Source organism: Brevibacterium atlanticum (genome assembly GCF_011617245.1).
In the GTDB taxonomy this organism is placed as follows: domain Bacteria; phylum Actinomycetota; class Actinomycetes; order Actinomycetales; family Brevibacteriaceae; genus Brevibacterium; species Brevibacterium atlanticum.
Map to the genome: position 1 here is coordinate 217,061 of NZ_CP050152.1, position 26,064 is coordinate 243,124.

21 protein-coding genes are annotated in these 26,064 nt (G+C 65.6%); 13 read left to right on the top strand and 8 right to left on the bottom strand.

Going from position 1 to position 26,064, the window contains the following annotated elements; genetic code table 11:
• Positions 1–135 precede the first annotated feature (135 nt).
• A complete protein-coding gene (locus GUY23_RS01000) occupies positions 136–1,338 on the top strand; it encodes a M20 metallopeptidase family protein (RefSeq protein ID WP_166968903.1) in 1,203 nt (400 codons plus the stop codon).
• A gap of 582 nt (positions 1,339–1,920) precedes the next feature.
• On the opposite strand, the gene fdhA is transcribed toward GUY23_RS01000, so the two are convergent.
• Together fdhA and GUY23_RS01010 are read right to left on the bottom strand one after the other, a co-directional pair.
• A complete protein-coding gene (fdhA, locus tag GUY23_RS01005; RefSeq protein WP_166968905.1) occupies positions 1,921–3,135 on the bottom strand; it encodes a formaldehyde dehydrogenase, glutathione-independent in 1,215 nt (404 codons plus the stop codon).
• A gap of 133 nt (positions 3,136–3,268) precedes the next feature.
• On the bottom strand, positions 3,269–4,201 hold the full coding sequence (locus GUY23_RS01010; protein ID WP_166968907.1) for a LysR family transcriptional regulator: 933 nt from the start codon (positions 4,199–4,201) through the stop codon (positions 3,269–3,271).
• Between the two features lie 256 nt (positions 4,202–4,457).
• Between GUY23_RS01010 and GUY23_RS01015 the strand changes: the two genes are divergently transcribed.
• From GUY23_RS01015 to GUY23_RS01025, 3 genes are all read left to right on the top strand, one after another.
• Entirely contained in the window at positions 4,458–5,684 is a 1,227-nt protein-coding gene (locus GUY23_RS01015) for an aromatic ring-hydroxylating oxygenase subunit alpha (RefSeq protein WP_228282862.1), read from the top strand.
• Positions 5,681–7,207, top strand: coding sequence for an iron-sulfur cluster-binding domain-containing protein (locus tag GUY23_RS01020; RefSeq protein WP_166968911.1), 1,527 nt, complete (start codon positions 5,681–5,683; stop codon positions 7,205–7,207). Before GUY23_RS01015 ends, GUY23_RS01020 begins: the two co-directional genes overlap by 4 nt.
• Before the next feature lie 67 nt (positions 7,208–7,274).
• Complete coding sequence (locus GUY23_RS01025; RefSeq protein ID WP_228282630.1) at positions 7,275–9,806, top strand: GcvT family protein; 2,532 nt, start codon at positions 7,275–7,277, stop codon at positions 9,804–9,806.
• A 177-nt stretch (positions 9,807–9,983) separates the two neighbouring features.
• Here the strand turns inward: GUY23_RS01025 and GUY23_RS18880 are convergent, their stop codons facing one another.
• From GUY23_RS18880 to GUY23_RS01040, 3 genes are read right to left on the bottom strand one after another with little or no spacing between them, the layout of a single operon-like run.
• Positions 9,984–10,496 carry a DinB family protein gene (locus tag GUY23_RS18880; RefSeq protein WP_208085429.1) on the bottom strand — a complete coding sequence of 171 codons (513 nt, stop codon included), beginning with the start codon at positions 10,494–10,496 and terminating at the stop codon, positions 9,984–9,986.
• A complete protein-coding gene (locus GUY23_RS01035) occupies positions 10,493–11,527 on the bottom strand; it encodes an NADP-dependent oxidoreductase (protein WP_166968915.1) in 1,035 nt (344 codons plus the stop codon). The genes GUY23_RS18880 and GUY23_RS01035 overlap by 4 nt, the downstream gene beginning before the upstream one ends.
• A gap of 8 nt (positions 11,528–11,535) precedes the next feature.
• A complete protein-coding gene (locus GUY23_RS01040) occupies positions 11,536–11,919 on the bottom strand; it encodes a hypothetical protein (protein WP_166968917.1) in 384 nt (127 codons plus the stop codon).
• A gap of 303 nt (positions 11,920–12,222) precedes the next feature.
• On the opposite strand from GUY23_RS01040, the gene GUY23_RS01045 reads away from it, so the two are divergent.
• The 7 genes from GUY23_RS01045 to GUY23_RS01075 all read left to right on the top strand — a co-directional run bounded on the left by GUY23_RS01045 (position 12,223) and on the right by GUY23_RS01075 (position 20,093).
• A complete protein-coding gene (locus GUY23_RS01045; RefSeq protein ID WP_166968919.1) occupies positions 12,223–13,386 on the top strand; it encodes a thiolase domain-containing protein in 1,164 nt (387 codons plus the stop codon).
• A complete protein-coding gene (locus GUY23_RS01050; RefSeq protein ID WP_166968921.1) occupies positions 13,386–15,098 on the top strand; it encodes an AMP-binding protein in 1,713 nt (570 codons plus the stop codon). Before GUY23_RS01045 ends, GUY23_RS01050 begins: the two co-directional genes overlap by 1 nt.
• A gap of 59 nt (positions 15,099–15,157) precedes the next feature.
• On the top strand, positions 15,158–16,018 hold the full coding sequence (locus tag GUY23_RS01055) for an SDR family NAD(P)-dependent oxidoreductase (RefSeq protein ID WP_166968923.1): 861 nt from the start codon (positions 15,158–15,160) through the stop codon (positions 16,016–16,018).
• A gap of 155 nt (positions 16,019–16,173) precedes the next feature.
• A complete protein-coding gene (locus tag GUY23_RS01060; protein WP_228282637.1) occupies positions 16,174–17,214 on the top strand; it encodes a DctP family TRAP transporter solute-binding subunit in 1,041 nt (346 codons plus the stop codon).
• 1 nt (position 17,215) lies between these two features.
• A complete protein-coding gene (locus tag GUY23_RS01065; RefSeq protein ID WP_166968925.1) occupies positions 17,216–17,791 on the top strand; it encodes a TRAP transporter small permease in 576 nt (191 codons plus the stop codon).
• Complete coding sequence (locus GUY23_RS01070; RefSeq protein WP_166968927.1) at positions 17,788–19,221, top strand: TRAP transporter large permease; 1,434 nt, start codon at positions 17,788–17,790, stop codon at positions 19,219–19,221. The genes GUY23_RS01065 and GUY23_RS01070 overlap by 4 nt, the downstream gene beginning before the upstream one ends.
• 104 nt (positions 19,222–19,325) lie before the next feature.
• Positions 19,326–20,093 carry an SDR family NAD(P)-dependent oxidoreductase gene (locus GUY23_RS01075; protein ID WP_166968929.1) on the top strand — a complete coding sequence of 256 codons (768 nt, stop codon included), beginning with the start codon at positions 19,326–19,328 and terminating at the stop codon, positions 20,091–20,093.
• Positions 20,094–20,127: 34 nt separating this feature from the next.
• Here the strand turns inward: GUY23_RS01075 and GUY23_RS01080 are convergent, their stop codons facing one another.
• The 3 genes from GUY23_RS01080 to GUY23_RS01090 form a co-directional block, all read right to left on the bottom strand.
• On the bottom strand, positions 20,128–21,036 hold the full coding sequence (locus tag GUY23_RS01080) for a DUF2268 domain-containing protein (protein WP_166968931.1): 909 nt from the start codon (positions 21,034–21,036) through the stop codon (positions 20,128–20,130).
• Positions 21,037–21,135: 99 nt separating this feature from the next.
• Positions 21,136–22,086 (bottom strand): PCC domain-containing protein, encoded by a 951-nt coding sequence (locus GUY23_RS01085; RefSeq protein WP_166968933.1) that lies wholly within the window; start codon positions 22,084–22,086, stop codon positions 21,136–21,138.
• Positions 22,087–22,169: 83 nt separating this feature from the next.
• Positions 22,170–23,069, bottom strand: coding sequence for a LysR family transcriptional regulator (locus tag GUY23_RS01090; protein ID WP_166968935.1), 900 nt, complete (start codon positions 23,067–23,069; stop codon positions 22,170–22,172).
• Positions 23,070–23,217: 148 nt separating this feature from the next.
• On the opposite strand from GUY23_RS01090, the gene GUY23_RS01095 reads away from it, so the two are divergent.
• Both GUY23_RS01095 and GUY23_RS01100 read left to right on the top strand, forming a co-directional pair.
• Complete coding sequence (locus tag GUY23_RS01095) at positions 23,218–24,681, top strand: M20/M25/M40 family metallo-hydrolase (protein WP_166968937.1); 1,464 nt, start codon at positions 23,218–23,220, stop codon at positions 24,679–24,681.
• An 85-nt stretch (positions 24,682–24,766) separates the two neighbouring features.
• Positions 24,767–26,062, top strand: a complete 1,296-nt coding sequence (locus GUY23_RS01100) for an MFS transporter (protein WP_166968939.1) — start codon at positions 24,767–24,769, stop codon at positions 26,060–26,062.
• Positions 26,063–26,064 lie beyond the last annotated feature (2 nt).

Below are 26,064 nucleotides of genomic sequence, written 5' to 3' on the forward strand. Positions count from 1 at the left end.
ACTCAGCGAAGAACTGGACGAGGTCCTCGCGCATGTCGGGGTCGTGCACTGTTCGTGATCGGGGCATAGATTGGTGTGAGATCCCATCGAGAACGGTCCGCGCCGACCGGACTCCACCACCTGATAAGGAGCCCCATGACCACCCCGGATTTCCGCACCGAAGCGCAGGGCCACCTCGGCGATCTCATAGCACTGCGACGTACACTCCACGCGAATCCCGAACTCGGCTACGATCTTCCCTTCACTCAGCAGACGGTGCTCGACGAGCTCGCCGGGCTGGGACTCGAGATCACTAGGGGTGAGTCCCTGACCTCGGTGGTGGCCGTCCTCAAGGGCGGAAAGCCAGGACCCGCGGTGCTGCTGCGCGGGGACATGGACGCACTGCCGGTCGCCGAGGACACCGGCCTGGACTTCGCGTCGACGAACGGGAACATGCACGCGTGCGGGCACGACCTGCACACGGCCGGACTCGTCGGCGCCGCCCGCCTGCTCGCCGCGCACCGGGAGGAGATCCCCGGTTCGATCATCTTCATGTTCCAACCCGCCGAGGAGGTCGACGGCGGGGCCGAACCGATGATCGCAGAGGGCGTGCTCGAGGCCGCGGGAGTCCCCGTCGTCGCGGCCTACGGCGTCCACGTCGAAGCCGATGTGCGCGGCCGCTTCACGACGAAGGGAGGCCCGCTCATGGCCGGATTCGCCGACCTCAGCCTGACCATCCACGGCGCCGGCGGGCACAGCAGCCAACCGCAGGCGACCCGCGATCCCGTACCCGCGCTCGCCGAGGTGGTGCTGGCGCTGAATACGATGACCGGCCGGTCCTTCGACATCTTCGACCCCGTCGTCGTCTCGGTCACCCAGCTCGAAGCGGCGCAGGCGAGCAACGTCATCCCCGACTCGGCGAAGCTCACCGCCTCCATCCGCTTCCTCTCCGCCGAATCGCTGGCGCTGCTGCAGAAGCGGGTGAGTGAGATCGCCGAGAACATCGCCCGCGCTCATCGCTGCACTGCCGAGGTGGACTTCCAGGTGGGGTTCCCCGTGACCGTGAACAACCCCGCCGAGTCAGCGGTCGTCCTCGACCGGTTGGGCTCGGTGTTCGGGTCCGAGCGGGTCGTGGAGATGGAGCATCCGCGGATGGGGTCCGAGGACTTCTCGTTCGTGCTCGAGAAGGTGCCGGGCACATTCGTCTTCCTCGGGGCGACGCCCGAGGGCATCGACCCGGACGCGGAGACGAACCACTCACCGCGGGTGCAGTTCGACGACGGACTGCTCGGAGATCAGTCCGCTGCGCTGGCCCACCTCGCATTCGTGCGGTTGGAGGATGAGGCTGCGCGGCGCTGAGATGCCTGCGCTGACGGGGCTGCCTCGAGACAACGGTGGAGCGCCGAGACCACTGTGTGTGCATGGGCGTCTCGGCGCTCCACCGTTGTTTCGACGAAGCTGGGTTCAGCTCGCCGTGCCTCGTCGCTGCGTTGTCGGCGTTCTTTGGTCATTCCACCGTGATCTGGGCGAGGAAACCACGGTGGAATGACCAAACAATCGCTGCCCCACGCCCCAGATTATCCCGGTGAGTGGCGGTGACATGAGTGCGGGAGTGTGCAGGCGCAATCGGACGCTGAAGAGTCATCGACAGACAGCATCCGGTTGCGCCCACTTCTCGGCAGCCGACCGCCCGACCCGCGCCTTGAGAGGAGCGGGTCGGCCGGTGGCTTCGAGTTCTCGACGTTCCACTCTCGTCTCGCAGCCATGAGAGAGGCACGAGCGGAACGTGAGTCTGGGGTGCCTGAGGCTGTAACGAAGGCCGGCAGCTGCGTCGACGGCCCCAAGCGGAGGCAGTGCTCCAGTGGCCCAAGCGACAGGGAGAGCCCCCGGCGGAGGCAGTGCCCCAGTGCCCCAGGCGGCATGGCCCTTGTCGACAGGGCCTCAGGCGGTGATGAGGCCGTGCGGGTCGAGGACGAACTTCTTCGCGACACCCGAGTCGAAGTCCGCGTAACCCTGCGGAGCGTCCTCGAGTCGGATCGGGGTGGCGTTGACGTTCTTCGCGATCGAGACCTTGTCGTGCAGGATCGCCTGCATCAGCCCGCGGTTGTACTTCATGACCGGGCACTGTCCGGTGACGAAGACATGCGACTTCGCGAAGCCGAGGCCGAAGCGCATCGACAGCGACCCTTCCTTCGCCGCCTCATCCGGAGCGCCGGGGTCGCCGGTGACGTAGAGTCCGGGAATGCCGAGGCTGCCGCCGGCCCGCGTGATGTCCATGAGCGAATTGAGCACCGTGGCCGGGGCCTCGTGGCTCGCGTCCTTGCCGTGGCCGCGCGCCTCGAATCCCACCGCGTCGATGCCGCAGTCGACCTCCGGCTCGCCGAGGATCTGCTCGATCTGATCCTTCGGGTCGCCCTTCGACACATCGACCGTCTCGCAGCCGAAGCCGCGTGCCTGTGCCAGGCGGTCCTCGTTGAGGTCACCGACGATGACGCAGGCCGCACCGAGCAGATGCGCCGAGGTGGCCGCCGCGATTCCGACCGGGCCCGCCCCGGCGACGTAGACCGTCGAACCCACACCGACACCCGCACTGACGGCACCGTGGAATCCGGTGGGGAAGATGTCGGAGAGCATCGTGAGGTCGAGGATCTTCTCCATCGCCTGATCCTTGTCCGGGAACTTCAGGACATTCCAGTCGGCATAGGGTACGAGCACGTACTCGGCCTGCCCGCCGACCCAGCCGCCCATGTCGACGTAGCCGTACGCCGAACCGGGCCGGTCGGGATTGACGTTGAGGCAGATCCCGGTCTTGCCTTCCTTGCAGTTGCGGCAGCGGCCGCAGGAGATGTTGAACGGCACCGAGACGAGGTCGCCGAGCTTGACGAACTCGACGTCGCGACCGACCTCGACGACCTCACCGGTGATCTCGTGGCCGAGCACGAGGCCTTCCGGGGCAGTGGTGCGGCCCCGGACCATGTGCTGGTCGGAGCCGCAGATGTTCGTGGCGACGGTCTTGAGGATGACACCGTGGTCGACCTTGCGGCCGATGTTGGCGGGATTGACCCCGGGACCGTCCTTGAGGACGAATTCCGGGTATTCGGTGTCGATGACCTCGACCTTGCCGGGACCGGCGTAGCTGATTGCCTTATTGCTCATCCTTGAGCCTCCATATGCGCGAGTGTGCGGGAGTTCCGAGACACAGGTGAGCCGATCGACCCACCTGAAATATCAGTCTGTTATCAGACGTAGATGCAGTCTCGCTGTCGTCGACGAGCTGTGTCAAGCCCCCTCAGGAATCTTCGCGCAGGCGAGTCGAGAGGATGTATTGGGACATCGTGCGCAGATGCTGCATCGACTCCCGGACCAACGGAGATCTCCGGCTTCCCGCCCGCACTGCGGCGATGATCTTCCGGCTCGGACGCCCGGTCCCGCTGAGCCGGATGCGGCGGACGTTGGCCTCGCCGGCGAGGCTGGCCAGGCGGGGCAGGAGACTCACGCCGACTCCGGCTCCGACGAGGGCCGCCGAGGTTTCCCACTCGACGGCCTCATGGGCCACTGCCGGCGTCACCCCGGCCGCGGTGAACGCGGCGACGAAGAGCGAGTGGTACGGCGATCCGGGGCTCGCCGTGATCCACTCCTCGCCGGCCAGCTCTCCCAGCGTCACCGATTCGCGATCGGCGACCGGATGATCGGCCGGGACCATGACATCGAGCGGATCATCGAGGAGATCGATGCTCTCGAAGCGATCGTCCTCCTCGACCTGCACATTGCCCTGCATGGACACAATGACGGCGAGGTCGATGCGTTCGGCGATGAGGAGTTCGAAGCAGCGGGTCGGGGTCGCCTCGATGACATGGACGGTGACGCCGGGGCGCGTCGTGCGCAGCTTCGCGGCCAGGGGTGCCAGGAGATTCGACGAGGCGGTCGAGAAGCCGCCGATCCCGAAATGCTTCGGGGCCTGTTCGCCCGCACCGAGCGCCCCTGCTCGGATGTCCTCCCATTCGGCCGACAGCGCATCCGTGCGACGGACGAGGTAGCGTCCCGTCGCGGTCAGTCGCAGCCCGCGTCCGTCCTTGACCAGCAGCGTCATTCCCAGGCTCTGCTGCAGCTCACGCAGCTGGCCGGATACGGCCGAAGGCGAGTATCCGGTGAGCTCCGCGGTGGCGGCGACGGTGCCACAAGCGGCGAAGGTCCGCAGGGTCGTGAGTCGAGGGTCGAGCATGGTTCACATTATGCAGGTATTCCGCATGATATTGAACGAAATCTCGCGCTTTTCCTGCAAAGTCGAGATCGCTATCGTTGCCTACGTGATCGCGCTCACACGGCTCGGTCACTGCGGTGTACGGCGCTGTGGTGTGTCGCCCCGTCGTCCGGCCGCAATCGGCAGACATCCAGGGAGATGAGAATTGACCGCTACCAATCTGGCACCGACGAAGAAGGGCTTCCCCGCAGGCTTCAGCGAGGAGAAGCTCGACGAGATCCGCGTCCGGCTCGACACCCGTCGGGCCGGCTTCTCGCTCGAGGCGCCGTTCTACACCGATGACAACCTCTTCAACCTCGACATGCAGGGCATCTTCGGCCAGCACTGGGTCTTCGCCGGCAGCGTGGCCGAGATCCCCGAACCCGGCGACTACATCACGCTCGACTACGGCCCCTACTCACTCGTCGTGCTCCGCAACGACGACGGCGGCGTCAACATCCTCCACAACGTCTGCCGCCACCGCGGCGCTCGCGTACTCACCGAGTCCAGCGGAACCACCGGCAACCTCGTCTGCGGGTACCACTCGTGGACCTACTCGCCCGAAGGTGACCTCATCCACGCCTCGGCGCCGGGAGAGATGACCTTCGACAAATCCTGCTACGCGCTCAAGCGCGCCCACGGAAAGATCGTCGCAGGACTCGTCTTCCTCTGCCTCGCCGAGGAACCGCCGAGCGATTTCGACGAGACCGCGAAGATCTTCGAACCCTACATCGCCCCGCACGAGCTGGCGAAGACGAAGGTCGCCTACCAGCAGAACATCATCGAAGAGGGCAACTGGAAGCTCGTGATGGAGAACAACCGCGAGTGCTACCACTGCGACGGTCACCCTGAGCTGGCCTGCTCGCTTTTCCCCACGTGGGGTCTGACCGATGAGACCATCCCACCCCACCTCGAGGATGTGTGGGACCGCAACCAGCAGGCCCAAGCCTCGTTGGAATACCGGTGCCGCCGCTACGGTCTGCCCTACGAGGTCGTCGAGGAACTCGACACCCGCATCGCCGGCATCCGCATCTCCCGGGAATCCCTTGACGGTGCGGGGGAATCCTTCTCCGCCGACGGCAGGCGGCTGTCGAAGAAGCTGCTCGGCGACCTGCCGGACTTCCGACTCGGAAGGTGCTCGATGCACCTGCAGCCGAACTCCTGGTTCCACCTCCTCGGCGATCATGTCATCACCTTCGGTGCGTTCCCGATCAACGCGCACCAGACGCTCGTGCGCACCACATGGCTCGTCGCCGACGATGCCGTCGAGGGAGTCGACTACGATCTCGACACGCTCACCCACACGTGGAAGCAGACGAATCTGCAGGACAAGGCGTTCGTCGAACTCTGCCAGCAGGGCGCCGCGAGCCCCTTCTACGAGCAGGGTCCGTACATGAAGAGCGAATACCAGGTCGAGGCCTTCATCAGCTGGTACGTGCAGCGGATGCGGGAGCATGTGGGATGAAGGGTTCCACTGAGCCCCTGATTCCGCTCGCGCAGCGGATCCGGGGGCTGGAGATGCCGTGGAATCGAGTCCTCTCCAGCACCACCGGTCCGGCGGGAGCGGCCACCGCTCTCGGACCCTGGCATCCGCAGGAGTTCGCAGCGGAATGCGTCGAAACCATCCCCGAGGCCGGGGGCATGATGGTCTTCGTCTTCCGTCGGATGGACGGAGCGCCGCTGGCGTTCCGGTCCGGGCAGTACATCAACATCGACTTCCCCGTCGACGGTCCGGACGCGGAGCCGGTCTCGCGCAGCTACTCGATCTCGAGCGCTCCGACCGAGCCCTGGACGTTTTCGATCACGATCAAAAGGGACCCCGAGGGGAAGGTCTCGCCGTGGGCGCATGAGAATATCAGGCCGGGCACGGTCCTCGACATGCTCGGACCGGTGGGAGCGTTCCACCTCGCCGACTACGACCGGCGCGCGCGCTTCCTCCTGCTGGCCGCTGGGGCCGGCATCACCCCGATGATGTCGATGATCCGCACGGTCCATTCGCTGCCGGGACAGGCCGACGTCGTGCTCCTCTATCACGGTTCGGCACCGGATCGCTTCGCCTTCGCCGAGGAACTCGACTTCCTCGCGAAGGCGGACTTCCGGATCAAGGTCATCTACTGCCTCGGCGATCGGGAGCAGGCGGCGGAGTCGACATGGACGGGGCGGACCGGGCGGCTGACGACAGAGCTCATCGACGAACTCGTCCCTGACGCCAACGGTCGGCAGGTCTTCGCGTGCGGTCCCGAAGGCTACCTCAACGCGGCGACGGACATGCTGCGCGCCGTCGGGGTCGACGACACCTCGATCTTCATGGAGTTCTTCTCCGGGGATCGCCAGATCCGCAAGGAGTACGCCGAGGAGGTCGCGATCGCCGGTGAGATCGCCGAGGAGATCGCGGCTTCGACCGAGGAGTACTACGAGGCGCAGCCTCCCGCGCTGGACATGTACGAGCCCGACTACGACGCGGACGGTCCCATCGAGGCGGCCGGTGTGCCGACCGAGGCCGTGGACGCCGAGGCGGTCGTACCCATCGAGGACGAAGTCGAGATCGAGGTCGTGGGACTCGACGACGTCGACAACACCCTCGCCGAGGCGGGGGCGGGGTCAGTCTCCGACGCTGGGGCCGCGGATTCGGCCGGGACCGGGTCGGCCACCTCGGCGAGGGCATCGGACGAAGATGACGAAACCGCCGTCGTCGACCCGACCACCCTGCCTACGGTGGGCGAGGGCGAGCACACGATGTCGTTCGTGCGCGCGGGTCTCAATGTCCGGGTGGGCGAGGAGGAGAGCGTGCTCGAGGCCGCCCGGCGGGCCGGGGTGAAGATCCCGGCGAACTGCCAGGAGGGCATGTGCGGCTCGTGCAAGGTCGTCAAGCTCGACGGGGAAGTCGACATGAACCATCAGGGCGGAATCCGTGCCAGAGAGATCGACGCGGGCAAGTTCCTGCCGTGCTGCTCGATCGCGAAGTCGGACCTCGTCATCGATGTCTGAGACCGACGGTCCTCCATCCGAATCACAGCACCACCCACGATTTTCACTACCACGCAAGGAGAACCCAGTGCCGAACGCAACACCTCGCGTCGTCATCATCGGAACCGGCATCGTCGGCGCCAACCTCGCCGACGAACTCGCCCAACTGGGCTGGACGAACACGCTCGTCATCGAGCAGGGCCCGCTGAACATCCCCGGCGGATCGACCTCGCACGCCCCGGGACTCGTCTTCTCCTCGAACGGGTCGAAGTCGATGACCGAGTTCGCGCAGTACACGATTGAGAAGCTCACCTCGCTCAAGGACGCAGACGGTCGGGGCTCTTTCCTGCCCGTGGGCGGACTCGAGATCGCCACGACCGATGAGCGCCTCCAGGACCTCCACCGCCGGGCAGGATGGAACCGGTCCTACGGCGTCGAAGCGAACATCATCGACGCCGACGAATGCGCCAGACTCTTCCCGATGCTCAACCAGGACATGGTCCTCGGCGGTCTGCTCACCCCCGGGGACGGACTTGCACTGGCCGCGAAGGGCACACAGCTCGTCATCGAGCGGGCGCGGGCCGCCGGCGTCGAGTTCCGCGACCGGACCACGGTCACCGACATCGAGACGAAGGGCGGCAAGGTCACCGCCGTCATGGCCGGGGAAGACCGGATTCCCGCTGATATCGTCGTCTCCTGCGCTGGATTCTGGGGGCCGAAGATCGGGGAGATGGCCGGCACGACGATTCCGCTTCTGCCGCTGGGTCACCAGTTCGCCTGGACCACGGAGGCACCGTCGCTGATCGGGAAGAACGAGTTGCCCGCGGGTGCGCAGGCACCGATCCTGCGCTACCAGGACAAAGACCTGTACTACCGCGAATGGGGCGAGCGGATCGGCATCGGCTCCTACGCCCACCGTCCGATGCCCGTCGACCTCGACGAGCTGCCGAAGTACTCGCCCGACGAGATCACCTCGGAGAAGATGCCCTCGAGCCTCGAATTCACACCCGAGGACTTCGCCCCCGAATGGGAGGCGACGAAGGAGCTGCTGCCCGAACTGGCACAGACTCAGATCCAGCGCGGCTTCAACGGCATCTTCTCCTTCACCCCCGACGGCGGTTCACTGGTCGGTCAGTCCCGTCAGGTCGATGGATTCTTCGTCGCCGAGGCGGTATGGGTGACCCACGGTGCCGGAATCGCCCGCGCCGTGGCCGAGCTCATCGCCGAGGGCCAGTCGCGGACCGACCTGTCCGGCATCGACCTCAACCGCTTCGAAGACGCACTGACCACCCCCGACTATGTCAGCGAGACCTCGCAGCAGAACTTCGTCGAGATCTACGACGTCATCCACCCGCTGCAGCCGCGGGTCTCACCGCGTGATCTGCGTTCGAGCCCGTTCCGCCGACAGCAGGAGGAGCTTGGGGCATTCTTCCTCGAGACCAACGGCTGGGAGCGGCCGCACTGGTTCGAGGCGAACGCTTCACTGCTGTCCGAGATGCCGTCCGAGTGGGCGGCTCCGGAGCGGGATGCGTGGGCGGATCAGTTCCACTCGCCGATCGCCGCGGCCGAGGCATGGAAGACGCGCACCTCGGTGGCGATGTTCGACATGACTCAGCTCAAGCGCTTCGAGGTCACCGGTCCGGGTGCGGGCGAACTCCTGCACGGAATGACCACCTCGTCGATGCTGCGCAAGCCCGGAGCGGTCAGCTACACGCTGCTGCTCGACGAGGCCGGCGGCATCACGAGTGACATCACTGTGGCGATCCTCGACGAGCAGACCTACCAGGTGGGGGCGAACTCGAACATCGACTTCGCGTACATTTCGCGGGCGGCTCGGCATCAGAGTGAAACGGATCCAACGAAGTGGGTGACCGTGCGGGAGACGACGCCGGGCACGTGCTGCATCGGTCTCTGGGGCCCGCTGGCCAGGGACGTCATCGCCAAGGTCACGGACGAGGACTTCAGCGACGATGGTCTGAAGTACTTCCGGACGAAGCCTGCCGTGCTCGGGGGAGTGCCGGTGACGGCGATGCGTCTGTCCTACGTCGGTGAGCTCGGGTGGGAGATCTACACCTCCGCGGATCTCGGGTCGAAGCTCTGGGACGTGCTGTGGGAGGCAGGGGAAGAGTTCGGCATCATCGCCGGCGGCCGCGAGGCGTTCAACTCGATGCGTCTGGAGAAGGGCTTCCGCTCCTTCGGCACGGACATGACGAGCGAGCACGAGCCGGTTCAGGCGGGCCTCGGCTTCGCAGTCAAGGCCTCGAAGACCGATGACTTTATCGGCAAGTCCGCGCTCGAGGCCAGGGCCGCGGCCGCGACGAAGAAGCTGACGTGTCTGACTCTGGATGTGCCCTCTGACGTGGTGCTCGGCAAGGAGCCGGTGTATGTGGTCGGGGGTGCGGGTGCCGCGGATGGCGGGGTTTCCGGCGGTCAGGCCGACGGTTATGTCACCTCGGCGGCATACGGGTACACGATCGGGAAGTCGATCGCCTACGCGTGGCTGCCGAACACTCTGTCGGTCGGTGACGCGGTCGAGATCGAGTACCTCGGGCGGCGACTGCCGGCCACAGTCACCGCCGAGCCCCTCTTCGATCCGGAGATGACGCGCCTGAAGGGCTGAGCGGAAAGGCCTGCCGGCTCCGGCTTAGGAGGGCGTTCTGGTCACGTTTTTCGCAGCACACCGTGACCAGAACGACCACCTAGTCCGACAGCTGCGCGAGGGACGGAGCAAAAGCAGGAATGGGACCTCATCAAGAAATAAATTGTGCGTCGAGAGACTTGAGTGCGCCCTAGTCCGCTATCTCGGGCTTACAGCTCGAATCATGAGGGTCTGGCCGAGTTCGGCAGCGTTCTTTGTGAGCTCGACGTTGACCCACGCGCACATGTCTGCCGCGGAGTATCCGAGTTCGATTGGCCATGGATAGGCCGAGGCCTGGTCCAGGTCCGCGCAGCCCGAGAGGGCTGTTGCCCATTCGCGACGTAAGCCTCGGAGCCGGTCCTTGACCGCCTCTGCGGCACCGGGCCAACCGATCTGATCTCGAGTGGGAGGGGGTGTCTTCGTGAGATGAGCATGCGCAGTGCTCCACCACCAGTCAATGTGCCAGGTAACCCAGGCGACGGTCGGCACTGGCACAGGGTCGGGTTCAGTCTCGGCGAAGTCCGGGACCCATTCATTTCCGGCACGATGGATATCCCACACGACAGGTGCGACTCGCCAGTGGAGGTCCTCGTCGTTCATTCGTTCGAGGTGGTAGTCGAGCAGCCCCCAGGCGATCTCGAATTGCCTCTGGAGAAGTCTACGGGTCGTCACGAGGCCTGACCCTTCTGAGGACGCACATGCACCAGTTGCTTTCCGAGGTTGGCTCCATCGAAGAGACCTTGAAGTGCGGCCGGGGCCGCCTCCAACCCCTCAAGCACATTTTCGGCCCACCTGAGCTCCCCTGATGCGACCCAGTCGACCAGGTGACCCAGCGCTGTGGGGAAGTCGGCCACATGGTCGAGGAAGATGAAGCCCTCCATGCGCGCTCGTTTGAACGCCAGCTGCATGTAGTTCGCTGGTCCCATTCCATACCCGGCTGCGGTGTAGCCGGAGGAGACCGATCCGCACAGAGCGATTCGACCGTGCACAGCGAGCCGATCCAGAGCTATCTCGAGTTGCGGTCCGCCGACGTTGTCGAAGACCGCAGTCAGACCTTTCGGGGCCAACTCTCTCAGTGCATCAGATACGTCGTGGTGGTAGTTGACGCATTCGAACCCGGCCACCTCTCGCACCCAGTCAACCTTCGCGCTGCTGCCGGCCGTGCCGATGACCCGAGCACCACGTAGTTTGGCAATCTGCCCAGCCAGCGACCCCACGCTCCCGGCTGCGGCAGTAACCAGTACAACGTCGTCCTTGCCGACATCCAGGACACGGTCGATCCCGATGTATGCCGTCAGACCGCTCACTCCGAAGACAGTGAGCATTTTCCGGGGGTCGATACCGTCGGGCACCGGATTCATTCCGAATAGCCCCTCCGCGCGGGCCACGGCGTACTCCTGCCAGCCGAGGGTGCCATAGACCCACTGCCCCAAGTGGAGCGCTGGATCCTTAGTGGCCACAACGCGTCCCACACCACTGCCGCGCATCACTTCGCCGACGTCCACAGGATCGACGTACGTCGAATCCGCGTTGAGCCACGTACGCTGGGTCGCATCGATTCCCAGCCACTCGACCTCTACCAGCGCCTCGCCCTCGGCGAGCGGAGCAATTGGCAGCTCTCTCAGCACGAAGGTGTCCTCCGTGATCCGGTCCGCCGGTCGCTCCTGCACGACGATCTGGCGGTTCTTACCTGGGAGATTCACAATTCCTCCTACTGGGACTCAGCGCGTGAGAAACTCGTGACGAGCTCCTCGGCGGTCGGCCCGCACGGAGCGCCTGCGGCAATCCGCGGCGCCTCGGCGTCAAGGGAACGCCGAAGAACCCGGGCCATCAACTTTGAATCGACTTCCCACATCTCGCCTGCGGCCTGCCCTTGTACGAAGTCCTCAATCAGGTCATCGAGCGAGCGTTCTGCCACCATCTCGTAGCTGTGGCCGTCGAAGACCGTACGGTGCGCAGCGATCGCGATCAGTGCCTTCATACGCTCCGGCTCGCGTTCGGCGCGGTTCAACCTCGACAACACTCTTTCACGATACCATTCAGCATTCGAATACAGCAGAGTATCTGAACATTCTCGCGCCGCCATCAGTCTCATTGCTGGCGTCCTCGGGGGAGCCATCCTGATCAATAGCGCAGCTCGACGAGGACACCTCAGATACCTGGGTGAGAAGTCCGATGCGGCCAGTGAAGCTCCTGCAGCGGCCGCTCGGTGCTGAACGGTGCGGGCGGCTTGGGCTGCGGTATGCACCCGAACATGACACCGATGTTCCATATGGTGGATTTTTGTTGATCATTTGATGGGACGACGAAAGTATGGCGAGGACAGAGCAATTCCGGCCTCCCCACCTCGGCGAGGAGGTCGGAACCCAGCTGCAGAGGTGAACCCGAAGGAGTGTCCATGTCCTCGCCTGCGATCATCGGCTGGTCCCACAGCAAGTTCGGCCGATCCGAGTCCCCGCTGCCGCAGATGATGGGCGACGTCGCCCGCGATGCCATCGCCGACGCAGGTCTGGAACCGGCCGACATCGACGTCATCCACGTCGGCGTCTACAACAACGGACTCTCCCGCCAGGGCTTCGAAGCAGCCCTGCCCGGCACCGTGTTCGACGAACTCGCCCTTACCCCGGCTCACCGACACGAGAACGCCTGCGCCACCGGCTCCACCGCCGTCTTCGCCGCCCACGACTCCATCGCCGCCGGCCGCCACCGGACCGCGCTGGTCATCGGTGCCGAACGCATGACCCAGGCCTCGGGGCACGACGTCAACGAAGTGCTGCTCAGTGCCAGCTACCGGGAAGAGGAAGAGCACTTCAAATCCTTCGCCGGAGTCTTCGGCGAGATCGCCCGCCAATACTTCGACCGCTACGGCGACCACTCCGAGACCCTCGCGAAGATCGCTGCGAAGAACCACGCCAACGGCTCCCACAACCCGCTCGCCCACATGCGGAAAGACCTCGGCTTCGACTTCTGCAACACCGTGTCCGAGAAGAACCCCTACGTTGCCGAGCCTCTCCGCCGCACCGACTGCTCGATGGTCTCCGACGGCGCCGTCGCCCTCGTCATGGCCGCCGAAGACGTCGCCGCCTCCGCCCCGCAGGCCGTGACCTGGAGAGGTATGGGCAACGCCAACGACATCATGCCGCTGTCGAGGCGCGACCCGCTCGAGATGGCAGGCGCCCGCGCCGCCATGACCCAAGCACTGAGGGCCGCAGGCATCGGCATCGACGATCTCGACCTGCTCGAGACCCACGACTGTTTCACAATCGCCGAACTCCTCGAATACGAAGCCTTCGGACTCGCCGCCCCCGGACAGGGCCACACCCTCGTCGACGACGGTGCCACCACCGTCGACGGACGTCTGCCGGTCAACCCCTCCGGAGGACTCAAAGCCAAGGGGCACCCGATCGGCGCGACAGGCGTATCCATGCATGCCCTGGCCGCGGCCCAGCTGACCGGCCGATCACCCGGCCTCCAGATCGAAAGCCCGGAGCTCGCTGGAGTCTTCAACATGGGCGGCGCCGCCGTGTCGAACTTCGCCTCCGTCCTCGAGCGCGTACGCTGATGCGCGCGATCTCGCCGACTTCACCGGCCAAGGACTTCACCCCCACACCTCGGCGCGGGGTCAACGTCTCCCACTTCCTCACCCAGACTGCCCGCCGCATTCCCGACCGCCTCGCCGTCGTCGACGACGACCGTGGGCAACGTTGGACGTGGGCCGAACTCGACGCCCGCGCCGAAGCGCTCGCCGCCGCCCTCCAGTCCGGAGGCGTGGGCCGACGCGACACCGTCCTCCTCGTCTCGGCCAACCATGCCGAGGTGATCCAGTCCTTCTGGGGAATCCTCCGCTCCGGCGGTGTCATCGCGCCGCCCAATGCGGCTTTGTCGACCGAGGAGCTGCTCGGAATCAGCGCCGAGGTGGCACCCGCCGCCGTCATCGCCGACCGCGCCCACGCGGAGTTCGTCGCAGCTCTGCAGGCCGAGGGGTTCACCGGGCCCGTGCTGTGGATCGGCGAGCTGCCCACCATCGGCGCATCACCGAGCGGACCCCACAGCGCCGAAACCACCCCCGGCACGGGGTCGTCTGGTCGTGCAGGGGCGGTCTCAGCGGTTGTGGGCGTCGACTCGGCAGTCGAGGAGGACGACCCCTGCTGGTACTTCTTCACCTCCGGGTCGACCGGGCGACCCAAGGCCGCGACGTTCACGCACCGCCACCTCGGCGCGGTGCTCATGAACCATCGCTGCGACCTCTTCCCCAACGAGGACGAGACCGGGGCGTCCCTCGTTCTCGCGCCTCTGTCCCACGGAGCGGGCATCCATATGCTCGGGCAGGTCTTCGGCGGCACTCCGTCGATCATCCACCCAGGCGGCAAGCCCAGCGTGGAGTCCCTGTGGCCTGCCATCGACGCGTACGGCATCACGAACGCCTTCACCGTCCCGACCATCCTCAACCGCATCGCCGCCGGCTACCCAGAGGGCCGCGGCCCCGACGATCACACCTTGGAGCGCGTCATCTACGCGGGTGCCCCGATGCTCGCCGCCGATCAGGCCCGCGCACTCGAGAGGCTGGGACCCTGCCTCGTCCAGTACTTCGGACTCGCCGAGGTGACCGGAGCGATCACGATCCTCCGCCCCGAGGACCACGGAGCCATCCCCGTCGACGACGCCGGCATCGGCACCTGCGGCCGAGCTCGCACCGGAGTCGAGATCGTCATCGTCGACGAGACCGGCAGGCAGCTGCCCGCCGGTGAACAGGGCGAAGTCTGCGTGGCCGGACCGACCGTCTGCGCCGGCTATCTCGGTCGCCCCGATGCGAACGCCGAATCCTTCGCCGGCGGACTCTTCCACACCGGCGATGTCGGCTACCTCAACGAACGCGGGTACCTGTTCCTCACCGGCCGGAAGTCCGATATGTACATCTCCGGCGGTTCGAACGTGTACCCCCGCGAGATCGAGGAGCTCCTCCTCACCGACACCGAGGTGGCCCAGGCCGTCGTCGTGGGCGTGCCCGACCCGCAGTGGGGAGAGATCGGCGTGGCCGTCATCGAACGCGCGCCGTCGACCGGGGTCGAAGGTATCGGCGACGGAGGTGCCGGTGGCGCCGATGCCGACGACCTGGCCGAGCGGCTGACCGCGCTGTGCAAGTCGGGGCTGGCGAAATACAAGGTGCCCAAGGAGATCCACTTCGTCGAGACCATGCCGGTCACCGCCTACGGCAAACTCGCGCGCAAGGAACTCAAGGCCGAATACTCCCAAGGACGGGGCAGCGCACGATGAACACGACAGAGACGGCAACCGTGTCAGTGCCGACCGGTAGGTTAGTCGGCACGACGATCATGGCCATCGGCTGCGGCACTCCGGACAGGGAGGTGAATAACGGCTTCGCCGCGGCGATCGGATTCCTGCGCGAGGGAGCGAAGGTCTGCATCGTCGACCGTGACCCGAAGGCGCTTGACGAAGCGACGCGCGCCCTCGCCGAGGCGGCTGCCCAGGCCGGAGCGGACGGTGCGGCCTGGGCTGGGCGGGGCCGCCTCGGCGGGTTCGCTCTCGATGCCCAGGTTGATCTCGACGCTCAGCTGACCACGGTCGTCGCCGACGTCGGCGACGAGCACTCTCTGGCCGATGCCTTCGCCCACTGCGCGGACACGCTCGGCGGCCCGACGGTTCTTCACTACAACGTCGGCATCGTCGTCAACGGAGGAGTCGATACTCTCGACACCGGGGGTTTTCGGCGAGCGCTCGACATCAACCTCACCGGCGCCTTCTCCGCGATCAAGCACGCCCTGCCGCATATGCGCGCGGCCGGCACAGGCTCGATCATCACTGTGTCCTCCGTCGGCGGAATGCGCTACCTGGGCTATGACTACCCCGCGTACGCCGCCTCGAAGGCCGGGCTGATCGAACTGACGAAGGTCGTCGGCGCGCAGTACGCCTCCGAGGGGATCCGCGCGAACTCGATCGCCCCCGGGCTCATCGAGACCCCGCTCATCCACCGGTCGATCTCCGGCCACTACGACTCTGTCGAGGACATGCTCGCCGCCCGGCATGCCCAGTCCCCGACAGGGAAAATGGGGCGACCCGAAGACGTTGCGGACCTCGCGGTGTTCCTCGCCTCGACCGAATCGGCCTACATCAACTCCACGCTCATCCCGGTGGATGGGGGACTGACCCATTACGCGGGGATGCCGAAACGATGAGGGCACGGTTCGAACGGATGGAGGCGGCCGCCTCGGCGGGGGAGGACCCGGCCGGCGCGGACGGACGCTCGCATGCGGACCTGCGGGCCACCTCAGCGCGGAGATGACCCTGCCGGCCACGGATACGCCAGCGAAATAACGACAACAAGGAGGCAATGGTGCCGACAATGCAGACGAAGAGGGCGACGCTCGCCTGGTTGGCGGTGCTCATGGTGTGCGCCCTGCTGTTGGCGGGGTGCGGAACGAACTTCGGCACCACCGACGACGGCAAGCAGCGCTACCGGTGGAAGATGACGGTGACCACGGGCTCGACGAGCACGTGGTACCTTGCAGCGGAGAAGTTCGCAAAAGACCTGGACAAGGAGACCGACGGGCGGATCACGATGAAGGTCTTCGCCAACGAACGGCTTTCCGCCGGGGAGGCGACAGCAGGGGTCGAACAGCTCATGGACGGGGCGAAGGACTTCTCCTACAACTCGCCGATCATCTACGCCGGTGTCGACCCGCGCTTCGGCGCCGTCACCGCGCCCTTCGTCTTCGACTCCGTCGCGGACGGGCAGAAGGCGCTCGCGGGCAAGGGCGGGGACGTCTACTCCGACTATCTCGCCGAACGCGGTGTCCACCTGCTCGGTTTCGGCGAATCCGGGATGCGGCAGCTGACGAACACGCACCGGGCGATCCACACGCCTGAGGACATGAAGGGCATGAAGTTCCGCATCCCCGGCTTCGGCATGTACACCGACCTCTACCGCGGGCTCGGTGCGAACCCCACGACGATGCCTTTCGGTGAGGTGTTCACCGCACTCCAACAGGGAGCGATCGACGGGCAGGAGAACCCGATCGACGTCATCTACTCCTCGAACCTCCAAGAGGTCCAGCCGTACCTGACGCTGTGGAACTACTCCTACGACCCTCTTGTCCTCGGCGTCAACAAGGACCTCTTCGATTCGCTGACGAAGGAGGACCAGGAACTCGTGACTCGTCTGGCTAGGCAGACGAACGACTTCCAGATCAAGAAGAACCGCGACGGCGAGCAGAAGCTCATCGCCGAACTCAAGGACTCCGGCATGAAGGTCAACGAGCTCAGCGACGAAGAGAAGGACGCCTTTCGCACGAAGCTCGAACCGATCTACGCGAAGTACCGCAAGGTCTGGGGCCCCGACATGTCCTCAGCATTCATCCCGAAAGGACTGTGAGATGAGAGCCATCAGATTCTTCGAGGACTGGGTCGTCATCGGATCGTTCGCGATGATCGTGATCGTCACCTTCGTCAACGTCCTCTCCCGCTACATCTTCAAGGCCTCGCTGGCGTTCTCCGAGGAGCTGACCATCAACTTCCTCGTCGTCATGACGATGATGGGAGCCGTCGTCGGCATCCGCCTCGGCGCGCACCTCGGGTTCACGTATCTCGTCGAGAACGCGAAAGGCCAGGTCCGTCGGATCCTGCTCATCACCGGCACCGTGCTCATCGTCATCTTCCTCGCCGTCCTCCTCATCTGGGGTGGCGAGATGACGATCGCGCAAGGCCTGCGCGGCCGCTCAACCCCCTCGCTGGGGGTCCCGCAATGGCTGTTCACCCTGTCCATCCCGCTGGCCGGTCTGCTCGGGATCCTGCGCAGCATCCAGGCCCTGCGGACCTCGCTGCATGAGGACACCTCCGCCGAGGCGGTCACCCGGCGGCTCGCGAGCGAAGCCGCCCCGGTCGTCGACAGTGCCGAGTTCTCATCCGAACCCACCTCCGATTCCAGCGAACTCAATGGAGGTCGGAAATGATCACGCTCCTGCTTTTCGGCAGCTTCTTCCTCTTCCTCGGACTCGGTGTTCCCGTCGCCTTCGCGCTCGGTCTGTCCGCTGTCGTCACCCTGGTCACCACCGATGGTGTGCAGGTGCTGGATGTGGTGCCCTCGGTGATGTTCCCGTCGATGAGTTCGGGCACGCTGCTGGCGATCCCGTTCTTCGTCCTGGCCGGCATCGTCATGCAGTACACGGGCATCTCGCAGCGGCTGGTCGATCTCGCCTTCCTCATCTTCGGCCGCTTCAGCCATGGACTGGCCGCGGTGACGATCATCTCCGCGTTCTTCTTCTCCGCGATCTCGGGGTCGGGACCGGCCACGGTGGCTGCGATCGGTGCCATTCTCATCCCCGCGCTCATCCGCAACGGGTACGCGAAGAAGCACGCGATCTCCCTCGTCGCGGCCTCCGGCTCGATGGGCATCGTCGTCCCACCGTCGATCGCGTTCATCATCTTCGCCGTCGTCGCCGCCGAGTTCGGGTCGATCTCGATCTCCCGGCTCTTCATCGCCGGCATCGTGCCCGGCATCATCATGGCCGTCGCGTTCTTCATCGCAGCCCTCTTCGTTCCGCGGGTCCGTGAGATGGCAGGACTGCCGGTGAGGGCCGGCGTCGAGGTGGCCGCCGGCTCATCGTCGAACGGTGCCCCGTCGAACCGCGCCGGGTCGAATGACGCCGGGTCGGACGGGTCCGGGGCCGTCGCGCCCGCGGATCCGACAGCCACGGTCAAACCGGAGGGCGGCTTCGGGGAGATCCTCACTGCGCTTGTCAAGGCCATCCCCGGTCTCCTCATTCCGGTGATCATCCTCGGCGGGATCTACGGCGGAATCTTCACCCCCACCGAGGCGGGAGCTATGGCCAGCGTCTATGCGCTGGTTGTCGGGGTGTTCGTCTACCGGGAGCTCGGATGGAAGGACCTGCCGAAGGTGTTCCTCGAGTCCGGTGTCTCGACCGCGGTGATCATGTTCATCGTCGGGGTGGCGAGCCTCTTCTCCTATGTCATCACCGTGGAGGGCATCGCGGAGAGGATCTCGACGGCGGTGCTGTCGGTGACGGACAACAAGTACCTCATCCTCGCGGTGATCACGATCATCCTGCTCATCGTCGGCGCATTCGTCGACGCGATCAGCGCGTTCTATCTGTTCATTCCGATCCTCGTGCCGATCCTCCTCGGCGTCGGTGTGGATATGACGACGATCGGCGTGTTCATGACGGTCAACCTCGCGATCGGGCTGTTCACTCCGCCGGTCGGCCTCAACCTCTACGTCGGTGCCGGCATCGGCAAGGCGCGGCTCGAAGAAGTGGTGCGCGGGATCATGCCATTCCTCATCTGCGCGATCGTCGCGCTCCTGCTCATCACCTACATCCCGGCGATCTCGAACTGGCTGCCCGACCTGCTCGGGGTCGGGTAGGCGGGTGACCGTGCCCGGCTCGGCCGGCCCGCGCCTCGCGGGTCCTGCCGGCCGGGTCCGGTGGGATCGGCCGACGCTTCACTCTCACTATCTCAAGGAGAACCATGGAACCCTATCTGCTCACGAACAAGACTGCCCTGGTCACCGGTGCTGCGCAGGGCATCGGTCTGGCGATCGCCACCGCGTTGGCCCGGCGTGGCGCCTCAGTCGGCATCGTCGACCTCAAGGGTGCCGAGGATGCCGCCGCGGCCCTGGCCGAACAGTTCCCGGATCAGCGGTTCGCCGCTTTCTCACTCGACGTCCGCGATGCCGAAGAAGTGACCGCTGCGGTCGGATCGTTCGTGTCGAGCTTCGGGAGTCTCGATATCCTCGTCAACAATGCGGGCACGGCTGCGCGCATCGGCATCGATGGGATCACTGCCGAGCAGTGGCAACGTGACATCGAGACCAACCTCGGTGGGACGTTCAACTTCATCAAGGCCTCCGTCCACCCGCACATGAGCGAGGCGGGAGCCGGGTCGATCATCAACATCTCTTCGATCTCGGGCATCAACGGCGGAGCGGTCTCCGATGGTGAGGCCGGAACTCGGTCGGGGCCGGCGTACGCCGCGAGCAAGGGCGGGATCATCGCGCTGACGAAATGGGTGGCCAAGGAGTACGGACGTCAGGGCATCCGCTGCAATTCGGTGGCCCCAGGACCGGTCGAGTCCGCCCTCACCGTCGGCCAGACCTACGACACATCCGGTCAGGCGCTTGATCGGATGGGTCAGCCGGAGGAGATCGCCGAGGCGGTCGCCTACCTCGCCGGTGACGGTGCGGCGTTCACGACGGGACAGATCCTCCGCGTCGACGGCGGTGCGGTGATGTCGTGACCTCGTAATGTCGCGAGAGGGCGGGTCGGTCGATCTACCGCTCTGCCCTCAGGCCGAGTCCGGGGAGCGCGACGTCGAGGATGTCGGCAGAAGGAGTCCGCAGGTTGCTTGCTGCGCTGCCGCCGGTCACCTCGAGATAGGTGCGGACGATCTGCGCGCCGGCTGCATATCCGGCACCGGTGGGAAGTCCGACCGGCGTCGCACCGAACAACTCGGCAGTGGCATCGCCGAGCACCCACGGGGCGAAGTCGGCCATCCCACGGATGTCGAAGCCAGATGCCACCTTCTCCAGCACGGGCCGATCGTTCCGGATCTCGTCGCTGACGAAGTGCGTGTATCCGCGCTCGCCGTAGAGTTCTGCGGCGAAGACATCGGCCAAGCCCTCCGAGACGACATGCTCGCCGACGGTCACGGTCGCCGGATCCCAGACGATGCCGCCGGGAGAATAGCGGAGATTGTGGTGGAGTTCGTGGACCGCGATGGCTTCCAGCCGATTGAGGACCACGGGACTCGGCCAGAGAGTGATGGCGATGAAGCCGCTGATCCCTCCAAAGCCGGAGAGGCCGGCAACTTCGTCCATAAAATGCGGGTTGTTCGGGTCGCCGAGGACGATGAGCACGCGGAGATCCGGTACGTCGAGCGTCGGGTCTGCTGTCCTGATCTCAGCGATGCCGTCCTCGAGAGCGTTCCGGATGCGGTCCCAGGCATCTGCGCTGCGCAACCTGTCGAGGGCGCCGGCGAGCATGGTTTGTGTGCTGTCCGTTGTCTGTATCGGAAATCCGAAGCTCTGTGCATGGACTCGCTCCATGTCGACGTCAGGCACGAAGAAGTACATGCCTGTCATCGGCTCCCACATCTTGCGGAGCCGGTCGGCTCTCTCATCGGCCGGTGCGCTGAGCACGCGCTGCATGCCGGACGCGCTGTCGATCACTGTGACTGTCATGATGTCGAGGTTAGACCTTGACGCAACGGCAGGGTCAAGCCCTTGTGTCGCCGCGGATGGGACGGCAGAGACGAGGGACTGCCTGGCGGACCGCTCTGCTCATGTGATCCGTCGGACGAAGAGTTCGAAGGTCACGGCAACGGGATTCGACACCGGTGCCAGCGAGCCGGAGCTGACCTCACCGGCGACGTCGATGACTTCGCCGATGAGACTGACCCGGGGGCCCTGGGATTGAGCGTCGGTGACGGTGCCTGCCAGGTAGGTGAACTCGACAGCCGGCCACGGGGCTGTGCCGCCTGTGAACACGGCACCGGTCGTGCTGCCGAGGCTCGCGACCACCTCGGCGGAGGTGAAACCGGCGTTCCGGGTGACGGTGAGGACCGCCTCGTCGAGGAGCTCGCCGGGACGGACACGGGAGATGACGGCGTCGGGAACAGTTGTGTTGGAGGGCGCTGACGCTCGCGCCTCTGTGCCGGCCGATTCCGGCTCGAACAGATGCGGTGCGAAGGCGGAGAACCCGGTCTCGGGATCGACGTCGCTGACAAGCCTGGAATCGGCGAGAACGAACAGGCGGACCCTCAGACCCGAGGGTCCGGCCAGCGTGCCAGGCAGCAGATGCCCGCCCTTGATCACACCATCGGCATCGGTCCACGAAGCATGGATGTGGCAGAACGGGACATCGTCCCGGAACCCGACGGTGGCCGAGGCGTGACGCAGCTGAGTGGGCTGGTCGAATGCGAACGTGTGAGTGAAGGACATCGGGTGCTCGGCATCGGGGCCGTAGGCGGGATGAACGTATTCGATGTGCTCGAACTGACCGGAGACGAACTCCGCCATGATGCCAGAAACGCTGAAGGTGCCTAGCGCAGTCTCGAGCGCGGCGAACACGTCGGTACCCTCGGAGAGGTCGATAGTGTGCTCGGTGCAGCGAGTCGGCACGGATACGATGCGCGGGTCCTGGCGCAGCCCAGCGTGCACGACCGCTGTTCCCGGATTCTTGAGGGGAAAGGTCGGTCCAGGCAGCTCTGTGGTCTCGGCTCCATTGCTCATGTCCCGATTATCGTCGGCCCGAATGCTCACTGCCGTTGCAGACCCATCATGTGGAACATCGGACAGCGCCACACGCGGTCCGATCAGAGGCTGCTCTGCAGAGCCTCGATGACGAGATCGAGACCGTGGGATTCGCGGCGCGGGTCGGCCTCGAGGATCTGGATGAAACGTGATTCGATGTCCTGATCGATGATCGGGATCGCCTTGCAGCCGATCGCGTTGAGATTCGTCGGAATAGTGCGACCGGCCATCATCGCGATCATCGACGTGCCGACGAGGGAGCGCACCATGAGAACCGGGCAGGTCGCCTCCAGGGTGGGGGAGAAGACCTGACCCTGCGCCCGCACCGCCTGTTCGATGCGCATCCTCGCGGTGTTCCCGGCAGGCAGAGCGCCGACGGGAAAATCGGTCATATCGCTGATGAAGAGGCTGGGCCGGTCGGCCAGCGGATGCTCGTCGGCGAGAATCGCGAAGTTCGCCGCCTCCACCTCGGCGACCTTGCGCACTCCCGGCAAGGTGCCGAGTTCATGATTCGACATCGAGAAGTTCACACAGACATCGGCCTGCCGATTGCGCAGCACCTGCAGAGCTTCGACCGAGCCCCGGTCGATGATGCTGATCTGCACCCGATCGGTCGTACGCATCAGGCGGTTGATCGCATCGGCGACCACCGTCTGACCCAGACCGGTGCTTGTCACGATCGAGACCGTCTCGATCGAGCCGGAGTACTCCCCGAAGGAATCGGCGAGCAGTTCGGATTCGGCGATGGTCCGACGAGCGAAGTCGGCGACGGCGAGGCACTGAGGCGTAGGGAAGACGCCGGAGCTCGACCTCTCGAACAGAGTCGTGTCGTAGTGCTCCTCCAGTGCTCTGATCTGGCGGCTCGCTGTGGAGTGGGAGATGAAGATCGACCGTGCGGCGAGGTGGATCGACCCGTACTCGACGACGGCGAGCAGCGTCTTGAGGCTCCGGAGATCGGTCATGGTGGTGTCCTTCGGTCGGGGTCACTGCCGTCGCGAGAACAGGCTACGTCGATGGTGCAGGAAATGCACCACCTCGGTGCGGGAATCGCACCCGGGCCTGGACAGAATCGTCTGTCCCGTTGCCGGTAACTCCGCGATGCTGGCAGACATGAGCGATGACACCACCGACCGCGATGACGCGGCAGATACCACCACGATCCGCGGCGACCTGGTCCGACGGGCCGGGGAATTCGTCGACAGTGCGCCCTTCATCGACCGTCTCTCCCTGAGGGTCGCACGCCGCACCGAAAGCCAGGCGCCGGGCAACGGGTCGGCCGCCTCGGCGTATCTCTCCGAAGAGATCATCCCCGAACTCGATGAGCTCGGCTTCGACTCGACCATCTGTGACAACCCGGAATCCGACGAACACCCGCTGCTCATCGCCTCCCGCATCGAGGATCCCGAGCTGCCCACGGTCCTCCTCTACGGGCACGGCGATGTGCAGTTCGCGCACGACGACCAGTGGGCCGAAGGCCTCGACCCCTGGGTGCTCACCCGCGACGGCGACCGTCTGTACGGACGCGGAACCGCCGACAACAAGGGCCAGCACAGCGTCAACACCGTGGCTCTGCGCACCGTCCTCGATGGCCTCGGGACCAGGGATGATGCCGCCTCGGCGAGGCTCGGGTACAACGTGAGGATCCTCATGGAGACCGCCGAGGAGGCCGGGTCGAAAGGACTGCGATCATTCGCGGCGGCCCACGCCGCCGAACTCGCCGCCGACCTCTTCCTCGCCTCCGACGGTCCCCGGATCGCCGCCGAGGTGCCCACCCTCTTCCTCGGCTCCCGCGGGGCACTGAACTTCCGCCTCGTCGCCCATGAACGCGACGACAGCCACCATTCGGGGAACTGGGGCGGCCGCCTGCGCAACCCGGCCACCGTCATCGCCGCAGCGATCAACGCCCTCGTCGACGGCAACGGCGTCATCCGGATTCCGGCGCTGCGCCCGACCGATCCTCCCGCCTCGGTGCTCGCGGCAGTCGCAAAACTGCCCGAGGTCGTCGAGGACGGTGCGCCCGAGACCGACCCGAGCTGGGGTGAACCGGGACTGAGCCCCGCCGAACGGGTCTTCGCCTTCAACGTCCTCGAGGTCCTCGCCCTCGACGCGGGCGACCCGGCTCAGGTGGTCAACGCGATCCCGGGAGCCGCCTCGGCGAGCATGCAGCTGCGGTACGTCGTCGGCACCGATGTCAGCGATTTCGAGAACCGGGTCCGAACCTACCTCGAAGAACAGGGAATCAGGGGAGTCGACGTCGAACTTGAGCACTGCATGCCGGCGACCCGGCTCGACCCCGACTCTCGGGTCGTGACCGCCGCGGCGGAATCGATCCGACGGACCACCGGGCTCGAGGCCGCGGTCGAGCCCAACCTCGGGGGCACGATTCCGAACGACGTCTTCGCCGAGGTGCTCGGACTGCCGACCGTGTGGGTGCCGCATTCCTACCCGGGCTGTCACCAGCATGCACCGGACGAACACGCATTGCTCTCGGTGCTCAAGCAGGGCGCGGAGATCATGACGGGGATGTTCTGGGACATGCGGTCGCACCCGGAGAACTGGTTCACCTCGAAGTGACAATGACTCACCTCGACGTGAGCGCACATTCGAGCTCTTCAGACACCATCACTGTTCACAACACTGCAGGCAAAGGAGCCCAGCCATGACAGAACAGCAGTCCGCGCAGAACACGACAGAGAAGCCGCCGGTGAAATCGTGGAAGGTCATCACCGCGGCCTCGATCGGCAACGCCCTCGAGTGGTACGACATCTCCATCTACGCCTACTTCTCCGTCTACATCTCGGTGGCGTTCTTCCCCTCCGAGAGCCACGCTGTGTCGGTGATGTTGGCGTTGGGCTCATTCGCACTCTCGTTCTTCATCCGCCCGGTGGGAGCGATCGTGCTCGGCAGCTTCGCCGACCGCAGGGGCCGCAAACCCGCGCTGACGCTGACGATCTGGCTCATGTTCGCAGGCACGCTGATGATCGTGCTCATGCCTCCGGCGCATGTCATCGGACTGGCCGCGCCGCTGCTCATTCTGCTGGCCAGGCTCATCCAGGGCTTCGCCGCCGGTGGGGAATTCGGTTCGGCGACCTCGCTCATGGTCGAACACCTGCCCGATCGCCGAGGTTTCGCCGCGAGCTGGCAGTTCACCTCGCAGGCCATGTCGACGATCCTCGCCTCCGTCATCGGGGTGGCAGTGACGACGACGCTGACGCAGGAACAGCTCGAGACCTGGGGCTTCCGCCTGCCGTTCATCGTCGGACTCCTCGTCGGCCCGGTCGGCCTCTACATCCGCAGGCATGTCCCGGAGTCCCCGGAGTTCGCGGCCGCACAGGCAGAGAAGCCGAAGGAAGCCGCGGCCATCGGAGGAGTGCTGCGCCATCACAAGCTGGCCGTGGTGTTGGCGATCGGTGCAATCGCGGTCTCGACCTGCCTCAACTACTTCATCACCTATGTCCCGACCTATGCCGTCGACAACCTGGGCATGACGAATTCGGCAGGGTTCTGGGCGACGCTCGTGTCCGGACTCGTCTTGCTTCTGTTCACCCCGGTCGCGGGCTACTTCTGCGACAAGGTCGGACGCCTGACCTTCATGATCCCCGCGGCGCTGGCCGTCATGGTGCTCACCTGGGTGCTGTTCACCTGGGTCGTCGCAGCCAATGCGCTGGCCGTGCTCATCATCGCGGTCGTGATCTTCTCGCTGCTCAAGGCCGCGTACTACGGCCCTCTGGCCAGCGTCATGGGCGACATCTTCCCGACCGAGGTGCGCGGAACCGGACTGTCTCTGGGCTACAACGTCGGCGTCGCCGTCTTCGGCGGACTGACTCCGCTGGTCGCTGCCTGGCTCATCGGCGTCACCGGCGATGCGAAGGCGCCGGCCTACTGGGTGCTGCTCGCCGGCGCACTGAGCGTGGCCGCGATCCTCGTGGTGTGGAAGAAGCTCGGCGTGCGGTGAAC